General features: G+C 72.2%; 26 protein-coding genes. 13 read left to right on the top strand and 13 right to left on the bottom strand.

The window, feature by feature from the left end; all coding sequences use genetic code 11:
• The first annotated feature begins 7 nt into the window (after positions 1-7).
• On the top strand, positions 8-2,710 hold the full coding sequence (locus tag ACQP2F_RS19160) for a BTAD domain-containing putative transcriptional regulator (RefSeq protein ID WP_433305843.1): 2,703 nt from the start codon (positions 8-10) through the stop codon (positions 2,708-2,710).
• On the opposite strand, the gene ACQP2F_RS19155 is transcribed toward ACQP2F_RS19160, so the two are convergent.
• Positions 2,697-3,740, bottom strand: coding sequence for a M15 family metallopeptidase (locus ACQP2F_RS19155; RefSeq protein ID WP_433305841.1), 1,044 nt, complete (start codon positions 3,738-3,740; stop codon positions 2,697-2,699). The genes ACQP2F_RS19160 and ACQP2F_RS19155 overlap by 14 nt on opposite strands.
• Before the next feature lie 107 nt (positions 3,741-3,847).
• Here ACQP2F_RS19155 and ACQP2F_RS19150 point away from each other — a divergent pair, with 107 nt between their 5' ends.
• Together ACQP2F_RS19150 and ACQP2F_RS19145 are read left to right on the top strand one after the other, a co-directional pair.
• The gene (locus ACQP2F_RS19150; protein WP_433305839.1) at positions 3,848-4,453 is read left to right on the top strand and encodes a GNAT family N-acetyltransferase; all 606 of its coding nucleotides are present in this window, start codon (positions 3,848-3,850) and stop codon (positions 4,451-4,453) included.
• An 11-nt stretch (positions 4,454-4,464) separates the two neighbouring features.
• Positions 4,465-4,806 carry a hypothetical protein gene (locus ACQP2F_RS19145; protein ID WP_433305837.1) on the top strand — a complete coding sequence of 114 codons (342 nt, stop codon included), beginning with the start codon at positions 4,465-4,467 and terminating at the stop codon, positions 4,804-4,806.
• Between the two features lie 10 nt (positions 4,807-4,816).
• On the opposite strand, the gene ACQP2F_RS19140 is transcribed toward ACQP2F_RS19145, so the two are convergent.
• Positions 4,817-5,224, bottom strand: coding sequence for a YkvA family protein (locus ACQP2F_RS19140; protein ID WP_433305835.1), 408 nt, complete (start codon positions 5,222-5,224; stop codon positions 4,817-4,819).
• Between the two features lie 121 nt (positions 5,225-5,345).
• On the opposite strand from ACQP2F_RS19140, the gene ACQP2F_RS19135 reads away from it, so the two are divergent.
• On the top strand, positions 5,346-8,144 hold the full coding sequence (locus ACQP2F_RS19135; protein ID WP_433305833.1) for a peroxidase family protein: 2,799 nt from the start codon (positions 5,346-5,348) through the stop codon (positions 8,142-8,144).
• Here the strand turns inward: ACQP2F_RS19135 and ACQP2F_RS19130 are convergent.
• The 5 genes from ACQP2F_RS19130 to ACQP2F_RS19110 form a co-directional block, all read right to left on the bottom strand.
• A complete protein-coding gene (locus ACQP2F_RS19130; RefSeq protein ID WP_433305831.1) occupies positions 8,141-9,079 on the bottom strand; it encodes an LLM class F420-dependent oxidoreductase in 939 nt (312 codons plus the stop codon). The genes ACQP2F_RS19135 and ACQP2F_RS19130 overlap by 4 nt on opposite strands.
• 43 nt (positions 9,080-9,122) lie before the next feature.
• Complete coding sequence (locus ACQP2F_RS19125) at positions 9,123-9,539, bottom strand: PPOX class F420-dependent oxidoreductase (RefSeq protein WP_433305829.1); 417 nt, start codon at positions 9,537-9,539, stop codon at positions 9,123-9,125.
• Between the two features lie 53 nt (positions 9,540-9,592).
• On the bottom strand, positions 9,593-10,765 hold the full coding sequence (locus tag ACQP2F_RS19120) for a hypothetical protein (RefSeq protein WP_433305827.1): 1,173 nt from the start codon (positions 10,763-10,765) through the stop codon (positions 9,593-9,595).
• Between the two features lie 162 nt (positions 10,766-10,927).
• Positions 10,928-11,803, bottom strand: coding sequence for an alpha/beta fold hydrolase (locus ACQP2F_RS19115; protein ID WP_433305824.1), 876 nt, complete (start codon positions 11,801-11,803; stop codon positions 10,928-10,930).
• Positions 11,804-11,869: 66 nt separating this feature from the next.
• Positions 11,870-12,235 (bottom strand): hypothetical protein, encoded by a 366-nt coding sequence (locus ACQP2F_RS19110; protein ID WP_433305821.1) that lies wholly within the window; start codon positions 12,233-12,235, stop codon positions 11,870-11,872.
• 51 nt (positions 12,236-12,286) lie between these two features.
• Here ACQP2F_RS19110 and ACQP2F_RS19105 point away from each other — a divergent pair, with 51 nt between their 5' ends.
• Positions 12,287-12,712, top strand: a complete 426-nt coding sequence (locus ACQP2F_RS19105) for a hypothetical protein (protein ID WP_433305818.1) — start codon at positions 12,287-12,289, stop codon at positions 12,710-12,712.
• 16 nt (positions 12,713-12,728) lie between these two features.
• Here ACQP2F_RS19105 and ACQP2F_RS19100 read toward each other — a convergent pair whose 3' ends face one another.
• Positions 12,729-13,397 carry a TetR/AcrR family transcriptional regulator gene (locus ACQP2F_RS19100; RefSeq protein WP_433305816.1) on the bottom strand — a complete coding sequence of 223 codons (669 nt, stop codon included), beginning with the start codon at positions 13,395-13,397 and terminating at the stop codon, positions 12,729-12,731.
• Between the two features lie 91 nt (positions 13,398-13,488).
• On the opposite strand from ACQP2F_RS19100, the gene ACQP2F_RS19095 reads away from it, so the two are divergent.
• Positions 13,489-13,932 (top strand): methyltransferase, encoded by a 444-nt coding sequence (locus tag ACQP2F_RS19095; protein ID WP_433305814.1) that lies wholly within the window; start codon positions 13,489-13,491, stop codon positions 13,930-13,932.
• A gap of 1 nt (position 13,933) precedes the next feature.
• Here the strand turns inward: ACQP2F_RS19095 and ACQP2F_RS19090 are convergent, their stop codons facing one another.
• Positions 13,934-15,517, bottom strand: a complete 1,584-nt coding sequence (locus ACQP2F_RS19090) for a Na+/H+ antiporter (RefSeq protein ID WP_433305812.1) — start codon at positions 15,515-15,517, stop codon at positions 13,934-13,936.
• Here ACQP2F_RS19090 and ACQP2F_RS19085 point away from each other — a divergent pair.
• Positions 15,508-16,215 carry an ElyC/SanA/YdcF family protein gene (locus ACQP2F_RS19085; RefSeq protein WP_433305810.1) on the top strand — a complete coding sequence of 236 codons (708 nt, stop codon included), beginning with the start codon at positions 15,508-15,510 and terminating at the stop codon, positions 16,213-16,215. The genes ACQP2F_RS19090 and ACQP2F_RS19085 overlap by 10 nt on opposite strands.
• 10 nt (positions 16,216-16,225) lie before the next feature.
• Entirely contained in the window at positions 16,226-16,939 is a 714-nt protein-coding gene (locus ACQP2F_RS19080; RefSeq protein ID WP_433305808.1) for a glycosyltransferase family 2 protein, read from the top strand.
• Between the two features lie 60 nt (positions 16,940-16,999).
• On the opposite strand, the gene ACQP2F_RS19075 is transcribed toward ACQP2F_RS19080, so the two are convergent.
• The 4 genes from ACQP2F_RS19075 to ACQP2F_RS19060 form a co-directional block, all read right to left on the bottom strand.
• Positions 17,000-18,205 carry a hypothetical protein gene (locus ACQP2F_RS19075; protein ID WP_433305806.1) on the bottom strand — a complete coding sequence of 402 codons (1,206 nt, stop codon included), beginning with the start codon at positions 18,203-18,205 and terminating at the stop codon, positions 17,000-17,002.
• Positions 18,206-18,318: 113 nt separating this feature from the next.
• The gene (locus ACQP2F_RS19070; protein WP_433307557.1) at positions 18,319-18,465 is read right to left on the bottom strand and encodes a hypothetical protein; all 147 of its coding nucleotides are present in this window, start codon (positions 18,463-18,465) and stop codon (positions 18,319-18,321) included.
• 133 nt (positions 18,466-18,598) lie between these two features.
• Positions 18,599-18,685: a hypothetical protein gene (locus ACQP2F_RS19065; RefSeq protein ID WP_433307556.1), complete on the bottom strand. Its 87-nt coding sequence runs from the start codon at positions 18,683-18,685 to the stop codon at positions 18,599-18,601.
• Between the two features lie 40 nt (positions 18,686-18,725).
• On the bottom strand, positions 18,726-19,700 hold the full coding sequence (locus ACQP2F_RS19060; RefSeq protein WP_433305804.1) for a helix-turn-helix transcriptional regulator: 975 nt from the start codon (positions 19,698-19,700) through the stop codon (positions 18,726-18,728).
• Positions 19,701-19,753: 53 nt separating this feature from the next.
• Here ACQP2F_RS19060 and ACQP2F_RS19055 point away from each other — a divergent pair, with 53 nt between their 5' ends.
• The 5 genes from ACQP2F_RS19055 to ACQP2F_RS19035 all read left to right on the top strand — a co-directional run bounded on the left by ACQP2F_RS19055 (position 19,754) and on the right by ACQP2F_RS19035 (position 22,459).
• Positions 19,754-20,437 (top strand): alpha/beta fold hydrolase, encoded by a 684-nt coding sequence (locus ACQP2F_RS19055; protein WP_433305802.1) that lies wholly within the window; start codon positions 19,754-19,756, stop codon positions 20,435-20,437.
• A 10-nt stretch (positions 20,438-20,447) separates the two neighbouring features.
• Entirely contained in the window at positions 20,448-21,014 is a 567-nt protein-coding gene (locus ACQP2F_RS19050; protein ID WP_433305800.1) for a GNAT family N-acetyltransferase, read from the top strand.
• Positions 21,015-21,095: 81 nt separating this feature from the next.
• Positions 21,096-21,485: an ArsR/SmtB family transcription factor gene (locus ACQP2F_RS19045; RefSeq protein WP_433305798.1), complete on the top strand. Its 390-nt coding sequence runs from the start codon at positions 21,096-21,098 to the stop codon at positions 21,483-21,485.
• The gene (locus ACQP2F_RS19040; protein ID WP_433305796.1) at positions 21,424-21,900 is read left to right on the top strand and encodes an SRPBCC domain-containing protein; all 477 of its coding nucleotides are present in this window, start codon (positions 21,424-21,426) and stop codon (positions 21,898-21,900) included. Before ACQP2F_RS19045 ends, ACQP2F_RS19040 begins: the two co-directional genes overlap by 62 nt.
• Positions 21,887-22,459, top strand: a complete 573-nt coding sequence (locus tag ACQP2F_RS19035; protein ID WP_433305794.1) for a TIGR03086 family metal-binding protein — start codon at positions 21,887-21,889, stop codon at positions 22,457-22,459. Before ACQP2F_RS19040 ends, ACQP2F_RS19035 begins: the two co-directional genes overlap by 14 nt.
• Positions 22,460-22,481: the final 22 nt, after the last annotated feature.

The following is a 22,481-nucleotide window of genomic DNA, read 5'->3' as shown; positions in this document are numbered from 1 at the left end:
TGCGTCAGTGCTGGTCGTGGCGGTTCTGGGCCCGGTCGAGGTGCGCCTCGGGAACGCGCGCGTGGCCGTGCCGGGCGGCAAGACGACCGAGGTGCTGATCCGCCTGGCGCTGGAGGCCGGGCGGCCGGTGCGGGCCGACCGGCTGATCGAGGACCTCTGGGCGGGCGCGCCGGTGAGCCGGAACTCGTTGCAGGCCAAGGTCTCCAAGCTGCGGCGTGCGCTCGGCGATCCGTCGCTGGTCAGCGGGGACGGCTTCCGCTACACCCTGCACGTCGAGCCGGCCGCGGTGGACGCCCTGGAGGCGCTGCGGCTGGCCGAGATTCCGGCCGGCGAGGGGCTGGCGCTGTTCCGGGGCGACGTCCTGCTGCCCGATGCGGGCGACGGCGCGTGGCTGGAGCCGTGGCGGGCGCGGCTGACCGACGCCCGGCTGAGGCTGGCCGAGGCGCACTACGCGGAGCACGGCTCGATCGCGGAGCTGGAGACGCTGGTGGCCGCTCATCCGTTGCGGGAGGCGTTGTGGGAGCTGCTGATCACCGCCCTCTATCGGGACGGGCGGCAGGGGGAAGCGCTTGCCGCCTGCCGGCGGGCGCGGGCGACGCTGGCCGGCGAACTGGGCGTGGACCCCGGACCGTCGTTGCGCGACCTGGAACGGCGGATCCTCGTGCAGGACGCGGCCCTGGCGCCGCCGGCCGGTAACCTGCCGGCACTCTCGGAGTCGATCGTCGGGCGCGCTTCCGACATTTCCGAAATATCGCTTTTATTGGATGAGTCGCGGCTCGTGACCCTGGTCGGGCCGGCCGGTGTGGGCAAGACGCGGCTCGCCCTCGCTCGTACCGGCGGGTGGCTGGTCCGGCTCGAGTCCGCCGGCTCCCTGTGGCCGGCGATCGGCGCGGCGTTCGGCATCGCCGAGGCGACCGGGGCCATGGTTCTCGACCGCCTGCGCGGCCTGCGCACGCTGCTGATCCTCGACAACTGCGAGCACCTCGCCGACCGCCTGGTCCCGGTGGTGGAGCGGATCCTCGGGGCCGCGCCCGGCGTCACGATCCTTGCCACGAGTCAGGTCCCCCTGCACATTCCGGGCGAGATGACGTACGCGGTGAAGCCGTTGCCGCCCGTCTTCGCCGCCGAGCTGTTCCGGGATCGCGCCTCGCGCCACCGCCCGATCGCCGCCGGCGAGGACGTCGCCGCCGTGGTCCGCCGGCTCGACGGGCTCCCGCTCGCCATCGAGCTCGCCGCCGCCCGGGCCAAGGCGCTCCCCCCGCCCGAGATCGCGCGCCGCCTCGACGACCGGTTCACGGTGCTGACCGACCCGAACAGCCGGCTTCCGGCCCGGCAACGCACGCTGCGCGCGGCGATCGGCTGGAGTTACGACCTGCTGTCCCCGGACGACCGGCGCGGCCTGCAGGCGCTGTCCGTCTTCGCGTCGGGCGCGCCGCTCGAGGCCGCCGATGCGGTGATGGTGGCGCTCGGCGTACCGGCAGATGCCGCCCTCGATGTGCTGGATCGGCTCGTCGACCGCTCACTGACCTCGGCCTCGATGTCCGGCGGCGCGGTCCGCTACCGGTTGCTGGAGAGCGTGCGCGCGTTCGCCCGGGAGCAGCTCGCCGTCCCCGCGGATTCCTACGGCGCCGCCGCGTCGCGTGCGGCCTTCTACGACGCGGCGTCGGCGGCCCACGCGGCTTTCTACGGCGCGGCAGCGTCGCGTGCGTCCGCGGGCCTGCGTGGCCCCGCGCAGGCCGAGCATCTCGCCTTCGTCCGGGCCGAGTCGGCCGAGATCGACGCCGCCCCGGACGCGCCCGTCGGCGACCGGGTCGACGCGCTGTTGTTCGCGGCCTGGTTCGAGGCCTCGGGCGGCGATCTCGACCGCGCCTTCGCCGACGTCGCCGCCGCCCGCGCGCTCGCGCCGCTCCCCCGGACCCTGTTGTTCCGGGCGTTCCTGCACAGCCAGCAGGGCCGCCCGGCCGAGGCGCTGGCGGCGCTCGACGAGTTCCGGCCGGTCGCCAGGGGCTGGGAGCGCGGCGCCGCCTGCCTGCTGGTCGCCTGGTCGCGCATCGCCCTGGGCGACACCGCCGGTGCCCGCGCCGCCTGCGACGAGGCACTGTCCCTTCTGGACGACGCGTGGGCGCTGAGTCACGCCGAGGCGCTGCTGGGCGGGCTGGCGCAGGCCGAGCACCGGTTCGCCGACGCGGTCGCGCACCTGACCCGGGCCGCCGGCGCCGCCCATCGGCTCGGTTTCGCCGCCGCCGAGGCGCTGCACCTGGCCAACCTCGGACGGGCGCAGCAGCAGGACGGCGCGCCGGTCGCGGCACTGGACACGTTGGACCGGGCCGCCGCCACCGCCGAGCGCGTGGGTGAGATGCGCGGGGTGGCGTTCGCCCGCACCCGCCGGGCCCGGGTGCTGCGGGCGCTGGGGCGGCTCGACGAGTGCCGGGCCGACCTGCGGGTGGCCCGCGCCCGGTACGCGACGGCGGGCGGCGGCGACGGCGACCTGCTGTCGGCGTTGCTGCTGGCCGCCCTCGACGACGACCGGCCCGCGCTGGAACGGGTCCTGGCCGACGCCCGCGCCGCCGGCGACGCCGAGACCGAGTTGCTGACGCTGGACGAGCTCGGCCGGCTGACCGGCGACCCGGCGTTGTCCGCGGCGGCGGACGCCCTGCTGCCCGCCGCCGCTCACCTGGTCACCCCGGCGGATCGGCTCAGCCGCCGGTGATGCTCCAGTGCCACGCCTCGGACGGCAGGTTCACGAAGCCGTACGCGGCGGCGTGCGTGGACAGCCACGCGAACGCCGGGGTCTTGGAGTTGATCGTCTTGCCGCCGGACGTGATGTCGACGGCCAGCCCGAGCTCGTGCAGCGAGCGTCCCGGGATCGCGGTCGGCACCCGGCACGACGACGCCGGCGCGGTCCAGATGTCCGGGCAGCCGTTGATCTTCCGCAGCTCGATCTGGCGCTCCTTGGTGCGGAAGCCGCCGGCCGAGATCGCGATGCCGGCCGCCTTGGCGTCGTCGACCATCCGCTTGAACGGCACCGCGACCGCCTTGTGCACGGTCACGCCGTAGACCTGGGTGGTGTCGGCCACGGTGAAGCCGGGGCGCACCTGGGTCACCACGTCCTTGCTGATTTTGGAGGCCATCGCGGCGAGGCCGGCCGCGTTCCCGAGCGCGACGATCTTCTGCTGGGTGTCGGCGACGGCCGCGCCGGCGGCGTTCCAGGCGCCGGTGGCGGTCCGCAGCGTCGCGGCGGCGGCGTTGGCGGCGGCCGTGTGGGCCGCCAGGTTGGCCGCGACCCGCTGCGCCTCCTTGGTCCGCAGGTTGACCGCCCCGTTGGCGGCGGCGAGCGCTGTCCGCGCCCGGTTGACCGCGGCCTGGTTGCGCGGCTTCAGCTTCTCGGCCCGGCCCAGCTCCTGCTTGGCGGCCAGGCGCGCCTTCTGGGCGGCGGCGACCCGGCTCCGGGCCGCCCGGTCGGCGGTGGTCGCGGTGGCGAGGCGGGCCCGCGCGGCGTTGTCCGCGGTCTGCGCGGTGGCCATCTCGGCGGCCCTGGCCTTGACCGCGACCTGCTGCGTCGCGAGCTGCTTCCGGTACACCGCGGTCTGCGGCGCGACGTTCAAACTGCGCTTCATCAGGTACGCCCATCGCAGCGCGACGTCCGGCACGGCGGCGCCGGCCGGGGCCGTCGGCCCGATCACGGTCATGGCCAACGCGGCGATGGCAACGATCGGTGCGGTGATATGTCGTCTGGTCATGCGGCGGCCGCTCCTCCCCTGGTGGTCGTCGGGAGCGAGAGTGAGTGGCCGCGGGTGCGGGCGCGGGAGGGTTTGGGGAGCGGCCCGGTTGCGGCACACTGCTCGGCATGCCATCCGTCGTGCTGCGGCCGTTCACCGAGGACCTTCTGCCGACGGTCCAGCCGTGGTTCCACGACCCCGAGGTCAACCGCTGGCTGGGCGGCCCGGAGTGGCCCGCGCTCCAGTTCCGGATCGACGCGAACATCGGCGAGGTCTTCCGCGGCCGGCGCGCGCTGCGGGTGCATTCATGGCTGGCGTACGACGAGACGGGCGTCGCGGTGGCCCACATCGGCGGCGACGTCTACGACCGCTGGTGCCGCTACACCGAGGGCCCGGACGGCCCGGTCGTCGACCGCGTGGAGCCGGGCCCGGCGATGGGCTTCGCCTACGTGGTCGACCCGGCCCGCCGGCGCCGGGGCTTCGGCGCCGCCACGATCCGCGCCCTCATGGCCGCGCCCGAGGTGGCCGACGTGGTGCTCTTCGCCGCCGGCATCGAGCCGGGCAACGTGGCGAGCGCCCGCTGCGCCGTCGCGGCGGGCCTGCTCCCCGACGCGCTCGAACCCGACTGGGAGGACATCGTCCACTACGTCCGGCGCCGGGATCCCCGGCCGGGCGGAGGATGCGACGCGCGCGGCCATCGGGAGAGACTCGGTGGAAGTCACCCTCCACCGTGAGGAGAACCGCCATGGATCCGGCAGCCGTCCAGTACGACGCGATGATGAGCATGTACAGCGGTCGTGGCTTCCCGCCCGAGCCGCTCGGGCCCGGGGTGCACCGGGTATCGCTCGACGACCCGTTCATGACGGCGGACATGCGGGTCGTCGCCTCGGCCACCGAGATGACGGCCTCGCCCGAGGAGGGCGGCGTGCCCAAGATGGGCGCGGCGATCTTCTCCGTGCTCGACGTCACGCCGCAGCCCAAGCAGCTGGTGGTACGGGTGAAGATCGAGTGGCCGGACGGCGTGGTGCCGCGCAAGCTGCCGCTATCGATCAACTTCATCGCGATCACGTCGCCGCAGAACGGCTGACGCGCTCGGCCTAGCGGTCGAGTCCGGTGAGCCGGCAGAGCGCCGCGAAGCCGTCGTCCGTTCCCGGCCAATGCGCCCGGACGGCATCCAGCCCCGCGCGGCGCACGGTCGACCGCAGCGCCGCGACCACGATGATCGCGTCGTCGGCGTAACCCAGCACCGGGATGAAGTCGGGAATCAGGTCGAACGGAACCGCCAGGTAGGCGATCAACAGCCCGAGCCGCACCCGTACGCCGCGCGGCAGGCTCCGGTCGGCGGCCAGCCGCCGCAGCAGCCGCAGCAGGTCGGGCAGCAGCCGCAGCGCCTCCTTGAGCTGACCCCGGCCGGGCTTGGCGACGAGCAGGGCGATAAGCAGCGCGACCCAGATCAGCACCAGGCCCACACCGATCCCGATCAGCGTCTTCCACCACCAGTCCATCGGGCCCATCCTGCCGCATCCGGCCGCCGCGGAATTTCGGATCGGCAAACCGACAAAATCCCTGCTTCCCGGCCAGGATGCGCTTCGATGGACGCGCTTACGTCGAGCGGAGGTGGACGCGATGACCACGGGGACCAGGGCGCGCTGGCAGGAGACCTATCTGGGCGGTTCGCCGCGGGCCGAGCGGGCGATCTTCGAGGCGATGGCCGTGAAGATCATGCGGACCCAGGCCCGGAACGCGAAGGGCGGCCCGATCCAGGCCGGCTTCCAGGCCAAGGTCACCTTCGCCGTCGACGACGCCGAGCTGCGGTTCCTCGACCTGCCGCCGGAGCTGCGGGCCGGTTTCGCGCAGCCCGGCGCGGTCTACCGGACGGCGGTCCGCTTCAGCAACGCGGAGGGCCGGATCCTCGACGACCACGAGCCCGACCTGCGCGGCGCCGGCCTGCGCGTGCACGTCTCGGCCGACGAGACGCACGACCTGCTGATGACCAGCGCGCCCGTCGCGCACGCCCGCGACGCCCGGCAGTTCACCGAGTTCGCGCTGGCCACGGCGGGTGGCGGCGTCGAGCGCTACCTCGGCCTGCTTCGGCTCGTCTTCGTGATCGGCCCCGGCGAGACCGTCCGCATGGTGCGCAACGTGCTGGCCGGCCGCACCCGCATCACCAGCGTCGCGACCGAGACGTACTGGAGCCGCACCCCGATCACGTGGGGCGGCGAGCAAGCCGTGCAATACCTGCTGCGGCCGTATGCCGGCACGCCGGTCGCGCCGCGCCCGCCGGCCGGCGACCCCGACTTCCTGGGCCGGGAGATGGCGCACCGGCTCGCCCTCGGCGACGTGCGGTTCGAGCTGTGCGTCCAGCGCTTCCGCGACCCGAGCGAGACCCCGATCGAGGACGCGTCGGTCGACTGGCGCGACCCGGGTGCGCCGCCCGAGCCGGTCGCGATCCTGACCATCCGGGCCGGCAGCACCGACAGCGAGGCCGCCCGCGCCCTGCGCCTCAACCCGTGGAACACCACCGAGGAGTTCCGCCCGCTCGGCAACCTCAACCGGGTCCGCAAGGCCGCCTACGACGCGAGCGCCGCCCACCGGGACCGCGAGCGCTGGCTCACCGAGCTGCCGCTGCGCAACCGGATCGCGAGCGCGGCCATGCGTGGCATCTTCGGCGCCGTCAACAAGGTGGTCCCCTGGCACCGGCTGCCCTCGGCGATCTCATTGCTCAACCTGGCCACCCTGCGGGACGTGCTGCGCCGGGAGAACCTTATCGACACCGAGGTCCGGGAGGCGCCTCCGCGCGTACGGAAGGCGCCGGAGAAAGCCGATGAACAGCAGCGCCGATTCCGTACGCACGAGGGCACCCACAACGATCTGTCGGACCCGCCGATGGGCGCCGTCGGATCGGCCTTCGGGCGCAACGTGCCCGGCGTCAACCGCCCGGACCTGGCCGACGAGCCCAACCCGGTCGTGGTGAGCCGGGAGCTGTTGCATCGCCGCGAGTTCATCCCGGCGACCACGCTCAACATGCTGGCCGCCACCTGGATCCAATTCCAGGTGCATGACTGGGTGGTGCACGCCCGGCACCCGCTCGGCGTCGACGACGTGCGGGTGCCGCTGCCGCCGGACGTGCCGGGCTGGCGCAACACGCCGGGCGGACCGCTCGAGCCGGAGATGCGCATCGGCGGCAACATCGCCAAGGGCATCGGGACGGACGGCGTCGAGATCCTGTACGGCAACGTGGCGTCGCACTGGTGGGACGGCTCCGAGGTCTACGGCACCGACACGGTCAAGGCCCGGGCCCTGCGCGACGGTCCCAAGCTGCGGCTCACGCCCGAGGGTTACCTGCCGGTCGACGTACGCGGCTCGGAGATCACCGGCTTCAACGAGGCGTGGTGGCTGGGCCTGAGCAGCATGCACACGCTGTTCGCCCGCGAGCACAACCTGCTCTGCGACGAGCTGCGGGCGCGGAACCCGGAATGGGACGACGAGCGCCTCTACCAGACCGCGCGCCTGATCGTGGCGGCGATGATCGCCAAGATACACACGGTGGAGTGGACGCCGGCCATCCTCAACACGCCGGTGCTCGACCGGGCCATGCACGTGAACTGGAACGGCGTACCGGCGAACGACTGGCTCACCCGGTTCGACGTCTGGCTGACCGACGTCCACACGCTCAAGGGCATCCCGAAGACGGTTCCGGACCACCACGGCACGCCGTACTCATTGACCGAGGATTTCATCACGGTCTATCGCATGCATCCGCTGATCCCGGACGAGTACACCTTCCGCGACGCGGCGGACGGCTCGGTCGTCCGCCAGGACGGCTTCTTGAACCTGTTGGGAGACAAGGCCGACGACGTGATGCGCGAGGTCGGTCTGTCCAATGTGCTCTACTCGTTCGGCAACGTCCATCCCGGCGCGATCACGCTGCACAACTATCCCCGCTCGCTGCTCGAGCTCGTGCGCGACGACGAGGTGATCGACCTGTCGGTGGTCGACCTCGTGCGCACCCGCCGGCGGGGCGTGCCGCGGTACAACGACTTCCGCGAGGCGCTGCACCTGCCCCGGATCGAGCGGTTCGAAGACCTCAACCGCGATCCCGACACCGTACGCCGTCTCCGTGCCGTCTATCGCAGCGTCGACGAGGTGGACACCATGGTCGGCCTCTTCTCGGAGACACCGCCCGAAGGGTTCGGCTTCTCCGACACCGCGTTCCGGGTCTTCATCCTGATGGCGTCCCGCCGCCTGCAGAGCGACCGCTTCCTGACCGCCGACTACCGCCCCGAGATCTACACGCAGTTCGGCCTCGACCACGTCGAGAAGACCACGATGACCGCCCTGATCAAGCGGCACTGCCCGGGCCTCGCCGGGGCTCTGCCCGACGAGGCCAACGCGTTCCGCCCGTGGTCCCCGGGCCTTTCCTAGCCGACCAGCGGCTTGAGCGCGGCGCCGACCCGGCTCACCATGCCGGGCCGGTGCCCGTTGGGCACGAGGTTGATGGTGATGCCGTCGACGCCGGCGCCGAGCACCTTCTCGTGCAGCTGCTCGGCGACCTGGTCGAGGGTGCCGAGGAAGACCCGGTCGCGGCGGTCGGCCGGCACCAGCCCGGCCAGCTGCTTCGCCTCGGCCTCGTCCTCGCCGACCAGTCCCATCGTCAGATAGCTGGTGGGCAGCGTCGCCGGGTCGCGCCCGGCCTCCTCGCACCGCTCCCGCAGCACCTGGACCTTGCGCGACAGGTCGCCGATGTCGCAGATGATGTTCATGTGGTCGGCGAACCGGGCGGCCAGCCGGAACGTCTTCTTCTCGCCGCCACCGCCCAGCATGATCGGGATCTTCGGCCGCACGCGGGGGTTGTTCATGGCCTCGTGCGCCGTGTACCACTTGCCGGCGAAGGTCGCCGGCTCCCCGCGCAGCATCGGCGCGATGATCTCGAGGGCCTCCTCGAGCCGCTCGAACCGCTCCGCGAACGTGCCGAACTCGAAGCCGTAGTCGTGGTGCTCTCGCTCGAACCACCCGGCTCCGATGCCGAGGATCGCGCGCCCCTTCGAGACGACGTCGAGGGTGGTCACCGTCTTCGCGGTCAGGGCCGGATTGCGGTACGTGTTGCCCGTCACGAGCGTGGAAAGCTGAATGGTCGAGGTCGCCGAGGCGAGCGCGCCGAGCGTCGTGTACGACTCGAGCATCGCCTGGTCCGGCGTGCCGATGCCGGGCAGCTGATAGAAGTGGTCCATCACCAGCACGGTGTCGAAGCCGGACGCCTCCGCCTCCTGGGCCTGAGCCGCCACGGTCGCGAAGAGGTCGCCCTCCGATACGCCGGGATAGGTGAAGTTCGGGATCTGGTATCCGAGCCGAATTGTCACGTGTCTTGTTCTACTCCTCGTCCGCCCCTGTCGCCCACCAGTCCTAGCGGACGTCGCGGTTGTAGGGCCGCACCTGGCCCGGCACCGCGCCCCGCTCCTCGGTGCCGTAGCTGATGATCCGCCGGGCCCGGACCCGGATGATCGGGTCGCCGGTGCCGTAGGCCGAGTCCGCCGGCTTCTCGATCGCCTCGGCGGTGCCGCGGACCTCCAGGCAGCGCACCGTCCACGGACTGAGCGACGGCACGTCGTCTACGACGAACGCGACCTGCCCGTTCGCCGCGACGTTGCGGTACTTGAAGCTCGACGGCAGGTTGTGGCCGCCGATGTCGATCGTGCCGAGCGCACGGTTGTAGCGGAACCCGACCGGGCTGTTCTGCAGCGTACCGTCGGGCCGCAGCGTGGCCAGACGCCCGAGCGGCTGCTCGTCGAGGTAGGCGATCTCAGACGGGGTGAAGGTCATGCGGGCAGCCTGCAAGTTAAACCCGGGTCGAAGTCAAGGTCCGGACGCGCCAATCAGTTCATGAATGCGGCGACGACAACGTTGCCGAGCACGCCGAGGATCGCACCGCCAACAAATGTCCATATCGCGGTGCGGTTGTTGGCACGCTGCAGTTCATGACGCAGGAGAAGCATATGGGCGCGCAATCTTCGGTCGAGTTCCGAATCGTCCGGCGACGCGGGAACCTGCAGGGAGATTGAGGGCTGGAGCAGCCGGTCGGGCGAGCGCGGCCAGACGAAGACGGCGGCTTGACGCAGGACCACGAGTGCGAAGATCGACACAGCGCCGGTGGCCTCGATCGCGCTCAGGGTCTTACTGGACAGTACCTTGCCGGCCAGAAACAGGGTGACCAGCGCCAGCGGCAACAGCGGCGCCACCATCGAGAGCCAGTGAGTCGTCCGGGGCGCTTGGTGAGCAGCGCGGCGGCCTGGCCGGAAACTCGGCATGGAGGCCGCCCGCGCGATGAGCAAGGCGCCCGCCAGATAGCCGACGCTCGCCACCAACGGATAACGCGCAATGGTGCCGTTCAGATACATGCTGAACGCGAAGTCGGACAGCGAGCTTACAACCAGCCCTCCGCCGATCAGCGAGAGGTGCCGGAGGTTCTCGCGCGGAATCCGGCGGGTGATGTAGATGAGGGTGACCTGCATGATCAGCAGGACCTCTGCCGCCGGCACCCAGAACGCAAGCACCGAGTGCGCGGAGGCGGCGCCGAGCGTGGCCATCCAGGCGAGCAGCAGCAGCGAGCCGGACGCGAGGAGGCTGTCGAGGATCAGCCGCACGTCGGCGAGGCCACCCAGGTACGGCTGAGGGGCCGTCGCGTGCCGGGCGACGGTCGTCAGGCCGGCGATGACCACCAGCACGGTGACCAGCCAGGCCAGATCGGGCCAGGACGGCACGGCAAGACGGGAATTCCCGGCGAGGTCAGATGCCGTCCACACGCCCTGCCCGATGGCGTTCGCCGCGAGGGCGGCCGCCGTCAGGACCCGCCATCGCCGCTCCCAGCCTCGACTTCGCGCTGCGAACCAGACGCAGGCCAACGCCGCGAACGTGGTGACCGACGTGACCGCAATATTGTCTACCGCCACCGCGGTTCGCCGGGGAAGGGCGAGCAGGAACAACTCGTAGCAGGAGAGGACCACCGCGGCCGCGGATATCCGGTAGGTCGTCGACGCCGCGGCGGACATCCTCGTCTCCGTATCACCCGTATCGCGTTCAGATGCGGGCCGCAAAGTAGCAGCTCAGCGCCGCAGATTGAATGTCGCCTATACGACAGCGTGCGGGTTGAACCTCGCCCATCACGCAGACGGCGGATTACTGGCCGCACCGGTCGGGCCCGGCGCAGCGGGTTACAACCGGATCAGGTCCGCGATCTGTTCGGGCAGGCCGGGTGAGCTCAGGCTGTGTCCCATGCCCGGCACGACGTGCAGGACCGCGCCCGGGATCGCGGCGGCCAGGGCCCGGGCGTGACCCACCGGGTAGAACGGGTCCTGGTCGCCGTGCACGATCGAGGTCGGCGCGGTGATCGACGACAGCGGGGCCTTGAGGCCGGGGTCGTCGCGCCACACGGCGCGGCCGTGGTGGGCGGCGGCCGCCGGGTCGATCGCCCGCGAAAGCGCCAGCTCCAGCGTCGACCGGGCGGCCGGCTCGTCGAACGGCAGTACCGGCCCGTTGAAGACCCGCAACAGGGCCACGTCGGTCTCGACGCCGGGCGGCAGCCGGGCGGCCAGGTGCGCGACGTACGCCGGCGACGGTGGCGGCAGGTCATCGGGATCGGCCGGCTCCCCGGCCTGCGCCCGTGCCCACACCGCACGCGGGTCGTGACCCATCGGCGAACTGGAGATCACGGTCAGCGACCGGACCCGCCCGGGCGCGTGCACGCCGAGCCACTGCGCGATCATGCCGCCGAGGGAAGCCCCCGCCACGTGGGCGGAGCCAAGGCCGTACCCGTCCAGAACGGCCAGGCAGTCGCGTGCCATGTCCCCGATCGTGTACGGATGAGCGTCGAAGTCGACAACACTGGACCGGCCGGTGTCGCGGTGGTCGAACCGGATCACCTGAACCCCGCGCTCGACCAGGCGGCCCACCAGCGCATCGGGGCAGAAGACACTCTGCGCGCCCGACCCCATGACCATCAGAACAGCGGGCAGCCCCGGATCTCCCACCCGCTCGGTCCAGATCCGCAGCGACCCGGAGGCCACGAACCGCTCCCGCGCATCCACCATGGCGGCACAGTAGCCGCCACCGGCCGGGAACGGTTGTCATTTCCGGGCGGAATGGCGCCCGGCCGCTCATCGAGGCGCGGCGGGACCCGCTGGAGGCTCGCGGCTGAGATACCGAACCGGCTTGCCGAGCGATTCCGCGTACGCGATCTCCCGCCGGGTCGACTCACCCCGATAGCCGCCCGGATCGATGATGTACACCTCGTCGGCCATGCGAATCTTCTGGAGATGGACGCCGCCCAGCCGCCCCTTCAGGTTCAGGCTGTCGACCGTCCAGTCGTAGCCCGGCAGATCCGGCAGGCTGAACATCCCGAGGCTCAGCACGACGAAACCCCCCATCGTGAGCCGCTGGTTCACCTCCGCGAACTCGGCCTCGAACCGGGTCGAGCCGCAGAGCGTGATGACCTTCGCACGCGGCGCCTGGTGCTCCTCCATGAGACGCATGATCCGATGCACGGCCGCACAAGTCCATTCGCCGTCGGCTGGGTGACTGCGGCCGGGTCGGCAAGAGCCGAGCGTGAACGACTGGGTTCCGTCGACGCGCTGCTGTGGGAGTACGCACGTCGCGGTGAGGAGCTCGACCTCGCTGCCGGCATGGACATCGACTGGGACGATCCGGGCTACGGGACGGCCGATCGTTCCGTCTCCGCCGACACCGTCCGTGACCTGCTGCGCAACGCGGCGGCGCTGGATCCCCGCGGCGTCCGGCTGCGCGGCGCGCGCCTGGTCGGCACGCTCGATGTGGAGGGCGTCTCCACCGGGTTCATCCTGGTGCTGCGCGACTGCGACCTGCCCGGCGGCGTGGTGGCACGGGACGCCGTCGCCGTCGCGTTACGGATGCCCGGCTGCCGCCTGTCCCTCGCGACGCTCTTCGTCGCGGGCTTCACCGGAGCGGTACGCCGCCCCGGCTGACAGTCAACGCACCTGATCAGGCGCTCGCGGTCGGCGCCGGCGATCCGGGCTCGGCGAGGAGCGCCGCGGCGACGGTGTCGGCGTACCAGCGCCGGAAGCGCTCGGGTGACCAGCCGCGCTGGCGCACCAGCCAGTCGTAGTTGCGCACGTCCATGGCCAGCCACAGCACGTCGGCCGCGGTGTCGACGGTGTGGTCCGGCCGCAGGTGGCCGCCCGCGGCCAGCTCGGCGGCGAACATGGTCATGCCGGCGCGGCGATCGTCGACGTTCTTGCGCCAGATCGCCGCGGCCTCGGGGTCGGCGGTCGCGGCGGCGGCGAGGGCGAGCATCACCTGCGCCTGCCGGGCATGGGTGTCGACGAGGTGGCGCGCGTAGCGGTCGAGCTTCGCCCGGGCCCCGGTCAGCGCCCGGATGTCCGCGACGAACGGGCGGTCGGGCAGCGCGACGGGCTCGTCGTCGCCGGCCACCGTGACGTCGACCAGCGCCGAGAGCAGGGCCTGCTTGCTGCCGAAGATCTTGTACACCGTCTGGACCGCGACCCCGGCCCGGGCCGCGATGGCGGTCAGCGGGGTGGCCGCGTAGCCGGGCTCGACGAACAGGGCCGCGGCCGCGTCCAGGATCGCCCGCCGCGTCTGGCGGGCCTGCTCCTGTCGATGTGCCGACTCGTACCGCCTCTTGACAGCCACCGGACGAGTGTAGTGCTCTATTAGTTAGAGTTTAACTCTACCGAAGGGCAAGACGATGTCCACAAGTACGCAAGCGCAGCAAGGCGCTCAGGTGATCTTCATACCGCCGCCGCTCTACTACGCCGCCGGCCTGGCCGGGGGCATGGCGCTCAACGGCGTGGTCGCGCTTCCGCTCGGCGGGCGGCCGGCCACCACGGTCGCCGGGGCGGTGCTCACCGCGCTCGGGCTAGCGTTGGCCTTCGCCGGCGTCGCCGCGGTCGTGCGGCACCGCACCACGATCGTGCCCCACCACCCGGTCGCCACCCTGGTCACCGGGGGTGCCTACCGGCTGTCGCGCAACCCGATGTACACCGGGCTGGCCGTCGCCTATCTGGGCCTGGCCCTGGTGTTCGGCTCCTGGTGGCCGCTGGTGCTGTGGCCGCTCGTGATCGTCGCCGTGCGTCGGCTGGTCATCCGCCCCGAGGAGCGATACCTCACCGAGCGGTTCGGCCCGGCCTACACCGGCTACCAGGCCCGCGTACGCCGGTGGATTTAGCCTATTCGGTCGAGGCCGGGCCGAGCAGCCGGATCTCCTCGATGTCCATGCCCGCCTGCAGGTCGCGCAACACGTAGTCGTCGATCCGGTTGGCGTCGCGCAACGCGGTCACCACCTCCCGCTTACGTCGCAGCACGGCGAGCCGCAACTCGTGCTCCACCTGCTCATACCGGATCGCCTCGCCGTCGTGATCGCCCTCGGCGCGCAGCTCCTCCAGGTGCTCCTCGTAGTCGCTTCTTATCCGCGCCACCATGTCGGGCGGCGCGTCCATCGATCGCGCGATCTCCGGCAGCGCGTCGAGGGCGGCCCGGGCCGCGGTGGCCCGGGCGTCGCGGGTCTCGTTCTCGCGGGTCTCGTCGCCGGCCAGGCCGGCCCAGCGCAGCACGTACGGCAGCGTCAGGCCCTGGACCAGGATCGTGACGACGATGACGGTCACCGTCGTGAAGACGATCAAATTCCGTTCGGCGTACGGGGTGCCGTCCGGCAGCACCGCCGGCACCGCCAGTGCCGCCGCCAGCGAGACCGCGCCGCGGAAACCCGCCCACCCGCCGGCGGTCCGGATGCGCCAGCTCACCCGCCGGGAACGCTGCACCGGCCGGCGGTCGAGCAGCCGGATCAGCCATGCCGCCAGGTGCACCCAGACCAGCCGGGTGAGGATCGCCACGACGCTCGCGGTGAGCGCCACCAGCAGCGCGTGCCGTATCGCCCCGCTGTCGATGCCCCGCACCGCACCCGGCACCTGCATGCCGACGAGGACGAACAGGCTGCCGTTGAGCAGAAAGGTCGACAGGTCCCAGAACGCGAACGACCAGAACCGGGACCGGGCCTGGATCACCCGGGGACCGGCGTACGCCAGCACCAGGCCGGCGACCACGACCGCGACCACGCCGCTGGCGTGGACCACCTCGGCGATCAGGAACGCGACGAACGGGGTGAGCACGCTCAGCCCACCCGAGCGCAGCGGCTCGTCGCCGAGATGCCGGCGGATCACCACGATGCCGCCGCCGGTGGCGAGCCCGGCCAGGATGCCACCGGCGAACGACCACGCGAACTCGCCGGCCAGCATCGGCACGCTCGGCGTCCCCTCCCCCTGCAGGGCACCGACGGCGACCGCGAACAGCACCAGCGCCGTACCGTCGTTGATCAGGCTCTCGGCCCGCAGCGTGGTCAGCGTGCGCCGGGGCATGCTCTTCGCGAGGCCGGCGACCGCCGCCGCGTCGGTCGGCGCCAGCACCGCGCCGAGGATCCACGCCGCCTCCGACGGCACGCCGACCGCCTGCAGGGCGTACGAGATCGCGATCGTCGTGGCGATCACGAGCACCACCGCCTGCAACAGAATGACCCGCAGGTTCGCCCGGATCTCCCGCAGGCTGACGTTCAGGCTCTCGTAGTACAGGATCGGCGGCAGAAACAGCAGCAGCACCGCCTCGTGCGGCAAGGTGACGTCGGACAGCCGCGGGATCAGTGCCCACAGAGCGCCGCCCACGATCAGCAGCACCGGCGGCGCGACCCGGTACCGCCCACCGATCGTGGTACCGATCAAGACGGTCGCGCCGAGAATGACGACCAGCAGCAATGCCTCCACCCGGAGATAATGGCGGGCGAGGCGAGGGAGGGCCACCCATGTCGGCGCCGGCCAGGGTGCTGTTGGTGTTCGGGCGCGGCGTCGTGCGTACCGGAAACGGCTTTGCTCTCACGCCGGGTGGAGCCGCGCGGGTGCGTGCGGCCATCGGCTACGTGGCGGCCCACCGTGCGATGCACGACGCCGGCGAGCGGATCCGGATCGTCTTCACCGGCGGCTGGCCGGAGGCCAGCACCGGCGCCGCCCCACCGCCGGTGGGCGCGCGCGAGGGAGATCTCATGCGGCAGGCGGCGTACGCGGCCGGTCTGGGCGAGCATGCCGATCTGTACGCCGAGACGCGCTCGCGCAGCACCTTGGAGAACCTGTTGCACACGGTGGAGGACGGGCTGCTGAGCGGCTACACGTTCGATGCGCGGGCCCCGCTCGGCCTGGTGACGCACGCGTGGCACCTGCCGCGGGTCCGGTTCCTGGCCGGCCGGGTGCTGGGGCTGACCGGCGCGGCGCTGCGGGACGTTCCGGCGTACGGCGGCGAGGTGCACGACGACCGCGGTGCGTTGCTGCTGGCCCGGCTCGGCTTTCTCGGCGCTCGCGCCGACCGGTTGTGGCAACGCGAACGGGGGATGGTCGCCGCCGGCCGTCTCGCCCGGCGGGTGATCAACGGCCGGCCTGGGTATAGACGTTGCACCGTCGAACAGCAGTGAAGGAGAGCCGGTGCCGCGCCTCGAGAAGACGATCGTCCTGCTCCCGGTGTTCAAGCCCGGCCCGCACCTGTCCGAGCTGGTCACCGCGCTGCTCGGCGAGGTGGGACAGCCGGCTGAGGTGGTGATCGTCGACGACGGCACCGGCGCGGCCGCCGACGCCCGGCTGGCGGAGATCGAAGCGCTGGGCGGCACGGTGCTGCGGCATCCGGTGAACCGGGGCAAGGGGGTCGCCCTCAAGACCGGGTTCGGGCACATCCGGTCCCGGTATCCCGGTTTCGCCGTGGTCTGCGCCGACGGCGACGGTCAGCACAGCGTCGCCGACATCCGCGCGGTCGCCGACCGTTGCCGACCGGGACGCATCGTCCTGGGCGTGCGCCGCTTCGACCGGATGCCGCCGCGCAGCCGGTTCGGCAACACCCTCACCCAGGCCGTGTTCCGGGCGGCGACCGGACGGACCGTCACCGACACCCAGACCGGCCTGCGCGCCTATCCCGCCGACCTGCTCGGCCCGCTCTGCGCGGTGCCGGGAGAGCGCTTCGAGTACGAGATGAACGTGCTGCTACACGCCGCGGCCACCGGCCACCCGATCGACGAGGTGCCGATCCCCGCCACGTACCTCGAAGGCAACGCCGGCTCGCATTTCAGCGGCCTGGCCGACTCGGCGCGGATCTACCTCCCGCTGCTGCGCTACGCCCTGCTCAGCCGCCGGGCCGCGGTAAATTAGCCCGGCTTGCTCGCCGGCCCGCTCTGCGGGCGGCTCTCTGGGCCCCGTCTCTCGGCCGCTCTACGGCTCGCTCTCCGGCACTCCGACGCGATCGGTCCGGGCCGCGGAGAGCTCTTCCGCCTTCTCGGCGTAGTCGTGCAGCGCCGCCAGCCAGCTCTCCCGCAGCCCTTCGAACCGGCGCACGGTCATGCCGACTTTCCCCGGATAGGCCGGCGGCTCGTGCGACCGCAGGAACTCGACCAGATCCATGCCGTGCTGCCCCTCGTGGAAGCCCAGCGTCCCGCTGTAGGGATCGACCTTGGCCCCCGCGAGATCTTCGGCCGTCGTCCCGCGTCCGTATTTCGAGGGGCTCGGGAACCGTACCCCCGGGCGGCGCCTGGTCCGGATCGTGAAGGCCACCACCGCCGGCTCGAACGAGGTGACGACCTTCTTGCCCTTTCGCGATTCCCAGGTGTACGCCGGCAGCTCGTACGTGTAGTCGAGCCGGGTACCCGCATCGCGCGCCCGCCCGCCGGCCCGCACGTCGTCCGCCTCCTCGTCGGGCAGGATCGAGACCGTGACCGTGCCCACGGTCAGCCGCACCGCGCCGGTCGCCGCCTCCGGCTCGTGCCCGTCCGGAATCGGCGTCCGGATCCCCGCGACGAGATGGTGCGGCTCCGGCCAGGCCCACATCGGGATGCGCCCGCGGTTGGCCCGGTACAGGTCGTCGAGCGGAACCTCGAGCGCCCCCGCCGCCCGCGTCATGAGAACGCTGACCGCATCCCGGTAGGCCGCCCTCAGCCCGTCGTCGTCCTGCTCCCCCGCGATCATGCGATACCACGAGTCGAGCACCCGATCGACCAGCGTCCCGTCGACCGGCAGATGCGGATCGCCGTAGTAGTCGGCACTCCGGCGGAGAAAGTCGGCACGTTCCCGGCGCAGGTCGTCGAGGGCCGCCGCCGTCGCAGGCCGGGGCGGCACCGCACCGGCCGGCTGGACCGGCGCCGCACCGCCCGTGCGCACCGGCACCGCGCCGGCCACACCCACCGGCACCGCACTGCCCGCGCGCACTGGCATCGCACCGGCGGCACCGACCGGCGCCGCACCGGCCGCGTGCGCCGGCACCGCGCCGAGGTCGCCGCCGACGCGAAGCCCGGCGTCGGCAGTGTCCACCGCCGGCGCCGGCTTGCCCGGAGCGTCCGCGACGGTCACTGCGGGGCGATCGGCGAACGCGCGGGTCATGCCCCATGCCAGCGCGCCCGCGGGCGGCCCGTCAATCAGGAACATGACCCGGTGGACAGCGCCGGAAAGTTGTCGTACTGCCGCGCTATTGTCTGCCCCACCCAGTGACGGGTGGGGGGTGGGTCAGGCGGATGACGGCGGCATTGATCAGGCGGGGATCAGCGGGTTACGCCCGATGAAGCCCAGCAACCGGGTCTGGACGTCCGCGCCTCCGCTAGTGCGTCCTGCCGTATCACGCCATCGAGACCCTGGTCTCCGGATCTTCCGAGGTGCTCGGCCGCACCCGCTCTGCCCCCGTATCCCATGGCGGTCAAGAGTCGAAGCACCAGCCGCTCGAGAAACGCGGGTTCCCTGTCACGAATCCGGATGAGCAGATCGGCAGCCACCGCCGCGTTGCCTTCCTCGACGGCATCAGCTAACTGCTCCCGGGGGGCCTTGTCAGCCCCTGTGCGCCAGCTGAACCACACCGCGGCGCGGTCGACGCAGTGCGCCCGCCTGAGCGAGATATGTGACGGGCCAATGCACTCGGCTGTTGAAGACGGGTGAACCGAGTCTTCGAGCGGCTTCATCGCTCAGCGTCCGGCTCGACCGCCGCCCCGAAGCGGGCCGCCACCTCCGCCACCGCGTCGCGCAGCTCCGGGCCCTCCAGCACCGAGAACGGGAACGGAATGACGCTCAGCCACTCCTGCGCGTACATGGCCGGGTTCCGGGTGCTGCCGGTCAGCACGCACCGCTCGTCACCGTCCGGCTCCAGGCGGCCCATCGGCGGGCGGATCCACGGCGCCACCTTCTCCTTCGGCGCGTGGAACCGCACGCGCGTGACGTACTTCCAGCCCGTGCCCAGGCTCTCCTCGAGCGCCGCCACCGGGTCCAGGCCCTCCGGCGGCGTGAAACCCTGCGGCAAGTGCCGCACGGCGCGGACCCGATCGATCCGATAGGTACGCGTCGCCGCCGCCCGGTGCGAATGGCAGAGCAGGTACCAGCGGCCGTGCCGGACCACCACCGCCCACGGGTCGACCTCGGCGTCCCACTGCTCGCCGCCGCCCTCGCCCCGGTAGGTGACCACCACGCGACGCCGGTCGGCGACGGCCGCCACCAGGCCGCTCGTGATCGCCGGGTCGGGGCGCGACGCGTACCGGTCGGGGGCGGCCGAGGCGTGCTCGCGCAGCGCGGCCGCCTGCCGGCCGACGCTCTCCGGCAGCGCCCGGATGACCTTGCTGAGCGCGGCGCCGACGAGGTCGTCGGCGTCGATGGCGGCCGGCTGCCCGTCGAGCACGGCCATGACCAGGCCGAGCGCCTGCTCCTGGGTGAACACGACCGGGGGCAGCCGGGTGCCGCGGCCGAGCCGGAAGCCGCCGTACGGCCCGCGGGTGGACTCGACCGGGATGCCGGCGTCGCGGAGGAGCCCGACGTAGCGCCGCGCCGCCCGCTCGGTCACGCCCAGCCGCTCGGCGAGCTGGCCGGCGGTGATGCCGGGACTCGCCTGCAGGATCTCGAGCGCGCGCAGGGCCCGCGCGGTCGGACTCGGACCGGTCGACACCATCGCGACAGTACCGGACGCGGAACGTCCGGAATGGGTCCTAGGTTGGGCTCATGACTGCAGAACAGATCCTGTTGATCGGCGGCCTGTGGCTGGACGCGCCGGTGTGGGCCGATGTCGTCGCCGAGCTCGAGCGCGACGGCCGCCGGGCGGTGCCGGTGTCGCTGCCCGGCCAGGGCGACGGGAACACCTCGGCGACGCTGGACGACCAGGTCGGCGCCGTCCTCGCGGCCATCGACGCCGCTCCGGGCCGGCCGGTCGTGGTCGGCCACTCCGCGGCCTGCGGGCTGGCCTGGCTCGCCGCCGACGCGCGGCCCGGCCGGGTGGGCAAGGTGGTGCTGATCGGCGGGTTCCCGGTCGCCGACGGCGGGACGTACGCGGACTTCTTCGAGGTCACCAACGGCGTCATGCCGTTCCCGGGCTGGGCGCCGTTCGAGGGCGCCGACGCCGCCGACCTCGACGAACAGGCACGGCAGAAGCTGGCGGCGGGGGCGATCCCGGTGCCCGAGGGCGTGGCCCGGGGCGTGGTGCGGCTGACCGACGAGCGACGGTACGACGTGCCGGTCGTTCTGGTCTGCCCCGAGTTCACCCCCGCCGAGGCCCGCGAGTGGATCGCCGAGGGTGAGCTGCCCGAGCTGGCCCGGGCCAAGCATCTCGACCTGGTCGACATCGACTCCGGGCACTGGCCGATGATCACCCGGCCGGCCGAGCTGGCCCGGATCCTGGCCGCCGTCTGAGGGAGCGACGATGGCGGAACCGGCAACGCCGTACACGGTGAAGGCTCTTGATCTGTCGACCTGGGACGCCTTCGCCGCGCTGGTGGAACGGAACAACGGCGTCTTCGGCGGCTGCTGGTGCATGGGATTCCACGGCGAGCTGTCGCGCACCGATCCGGCCGTGAACCGGGCCGCGAAGCAGCAACGGGTGCGCGAGGGGCGGACGCACGCCGCGCTGGTCTTCGACTCCGGCGAATGCGTCGGCTGGTGCCAGTTCGGCTCGCCGGCCGAGCTTCCGCAGATCAAGAGCCGCCGCGCGTACGAGAAAAGCCTGGTCTCGGTGCCGGACTGGCGGATCACCTGTCATTTCGTCGGCAAGGGGCACCGGCGCCGGGGTGTGGCCACGGCCGCGCTCGCCGGGGCGCTCGAGCTCATCGCGGGCCTCGGCGGCGGCACGGTCGAGGGCTATCCGGAAAGCGCCGGCGACGTGCCCGCCGGCTTCCTCTTCAACGGCGCGCTGTCCACCTACGAGCGGCTCGGCTTCGTCCGGGACCGGCCGATCGGCAAGCATCGCTGGGTCGTCCGCAAGACCATCTAACTGCGCTTTCAACCGTACGGTTGACAGAGCGCCCGCCGCGTTCTAGGTTGTCTTTCAACCTGGTAGTTGAAAGGAGGGCCGGTGAGCACCGACACGCTGTCCCGGGTGTTCGCCGCCCTCGCCGACCCGACCCGGCGCGACATGGTGGCGCGGCTGTCCGACGGTGACGCGACCGCCAACCAGCTGGCCGAGCCGTACCGGATGACGCTGCAGGCCGTCTACAAGCACCTGCGGGTGCTCGAGGAGGCCGGGCTGGTCAGCCGGCCGGCCGGTCCGCAGCCGCGCCCGGTGCACCTGGAGATCGGGACGCTCGACCTGCTGGACACCTGGATCGAGCGGCACCGGGTCCGCGTCGAGCGGCGTTACCGGCGGCTGGACGCGGTGCTGGCCGCGATGGAGGGAGACGACCATGACCCCGGAAGCGGTCATCGAGGCCGACCGGAAGCTGCCGGTGATCCGGGTGACCCGTGAGTTCGCGGCCACGCCCGCCCAGCTGTTCCGCGCCCACACCGACCCTTCGGTCTTCGCCCGGTGGGTCGGCCCCGACCGCATGACGACCCGGATCGACCACTGGGACGCGCGTTCCGGCGGCAGCTGGCGGTACGCGTCGGTGGCCGCCGAGGGCGAGTTCCGTTTCCACGGCTGCTTCCACGACGTACGGCCGGATCGGATCGTCCAGACCTTCACCTACGAGGGCAGTCCCGATGCGGTCGCGCTGGAGACGCTCTGGTTCGAGGACCTGGGCCCGGGCCGCGCCCGGCTGCGCATCCAGTCCCTGGTGGACAGCTTCGAGGAGCGCGACGCGTGGCTGCGCTCCGGCATGGAGATCGGCGTCAACGAGGGTTACGCCAAACTGGAGAGGATGGCCGTCGATGGCCTTGTCTGACCGCCCGGCCGACCGGCACCGCGAGGTCGCCGGCCTGTTCACCGAACGCGTGCGCGGCACGAAGGACTGGGATGCCCCGGCGCCCGTCCCCGGCTGGGTGGCGCGCGACGTCGTACGGCACCTGACCGAATGGTTCCCGAGCTTCCTGTCCGCGGGCGCCGGCATCGAGCTGCCGAAGGGTCCCTCGGTCGACGAGGACCCGGTGGCCGCGTGGCAGATCCACGCCGACGGCGTGCAGGCCGTGCTCGACGATCCCGAGACCGGGAACCGCAAGCTCACCAACCCGCACATCGGCAGCCTGCCCCTGCCCGGCGCGATCGACCAGTTCTACACGGCCGACGTCTTCATGCACACCTGGGACCTGTCCCGCGCGACCGGCCAGGACGAGCGCCTCGACCCCGACTTCTGCGCCCAGCTGCTGGGCGGCATGGAGCCGATGGAGGAGGTGATGCGGGCGTCCGGCCAGTACGGCCCGCGAGTCGAGGTCCCGGCCGGCGCGGACGTCCAGACCCGGTTGCTGGGCTTCATCGGGCGTGATCCGCTCGGGGCGGATCGCTGACGCCGCTCCCACCGCCACGAAT

This window comes from Actinoplanes sp. CA-030573, from assembly GCF_050951115.1.
Taxonomy (GTDB): Bacteria; Actinomycetota; Actinomycetes; order Mycobacteriales; family Micromonosporaceae; genus Actinoplanes.
This window is presented reverse-complemented; position numbering and strand designations above follow the sequence as displayed.

Coding starts and splice junctions, on each gene's coding strand:
- ACQP2F_RS19135 (WP_433305833.1), top strand. CDS start 5,346: ATGACCACGGGGACCAGGGCGCGCTGGCAGGAGACCTATCTGGGCGGT.
- ACQP2F_RS19120 (WP_433305827.1), bottom strand. CDS start 10,765: ATGTCCGCCGCGGCGTCGACGACCTACCGGATATCCGCGGCCGCGGTG.
- ACQP2F_RS19125 (WP_433305829.1), bottom strand. CDS start 9,539: ATGACCTTCACCCCGTCTGAGATCGCCTACCTCGACGAGCAGCCGCTC.
- ACQP2F_RS19145 (WP_433305837.1), top strand. CDS start 4,465: ATGGATCCGGCAGCCGTCCAGTACGACGCGATGATGAGCATGTACAGC.
- ACQP2F_RS19055 (WP_433305802.1), top strand. CDS start 19,754: ATGACTGCAGAACAGATCCTGTTGATCGGCGGCCTGTGGCTGGACGCG.
- ACQP2F_RS19140 (WP_433305835.1), bottom strand. CDS start 5,224: ATGGACTGGTGGTGGAAGACGCTGATCGGGATCGGTGTGGGCCTGGTG.
- ACQP2F_RS19075 (WP_433305806.1), bottom strand. CDS start 18,205: ATGTTCCTGATTGACGGGCCGCCCGCGGGCGCGCTGGCATGGGGCATG.
- ACQP2F_RS19115 (WP_433305824.1), bottom strand. CDS start 11,803: ATGGTGGATGCGCGGGAGCGGTTCGTGGCCTCCGGGTCGCTGCGGATC.
- ACQP2F_RS19040 (WP_433305796.1), top strand. CDS start 21,424: ATGACCCCGGAAGCGGTCATCGAGGCCGACCGGAAGCTGCCGGTGATC.
- ACQP2F_RS19050 (WP_433305800.1), top strand. CDS start 20,448: ATGGCGGAACCGGCAACGCCGTACACGGTGAAGGCTCTTGATCTGTCG.
- ACQP2F_RS19150 (WP_433305839.1), top strand. CDS start 3,848: ATGCCATCCGTCGTGCTGCGGCCGTTCACCGAGGACCTTCTGCCGACG.
- ACQP2F_RS19035 (WP_433305794.1), top strand. CDS start 21,887: ATGGCCTTGTCTGACCGCCCGGCCGACCGGCACCGCGAGGTCGCCGGC.
- ACQP2F_RS19085 (WP_433305810.1), top strand. CDS start 15,508: ATGCCTCCACCCGGAGATAATGGCGGGCGAGGCGAGGGAGGGCCACCC.
- ACQP2F_RS19070 (WP_433307557.1), bottom strand. CDS start 18,465: ATGGGATACGGGGGCAGAGCGGGTGCGGCCGAGCACCTCGGAAGATCC.
- ACQP2F_RS19155 (WP_433305841.1), bottom strand. CDS start 3,740: ATGACCAGACGACATATCACCGCACCGATCGTTGCCATCGCCGCGTTG.
- ACQP2F_RS19110 (WP_433305821.1), bottom strand. CDS start 12,235: ATGGAGGAGCACCAGGCGCCGCGTGCGAAGGTCATCACGCTCTGCGGC.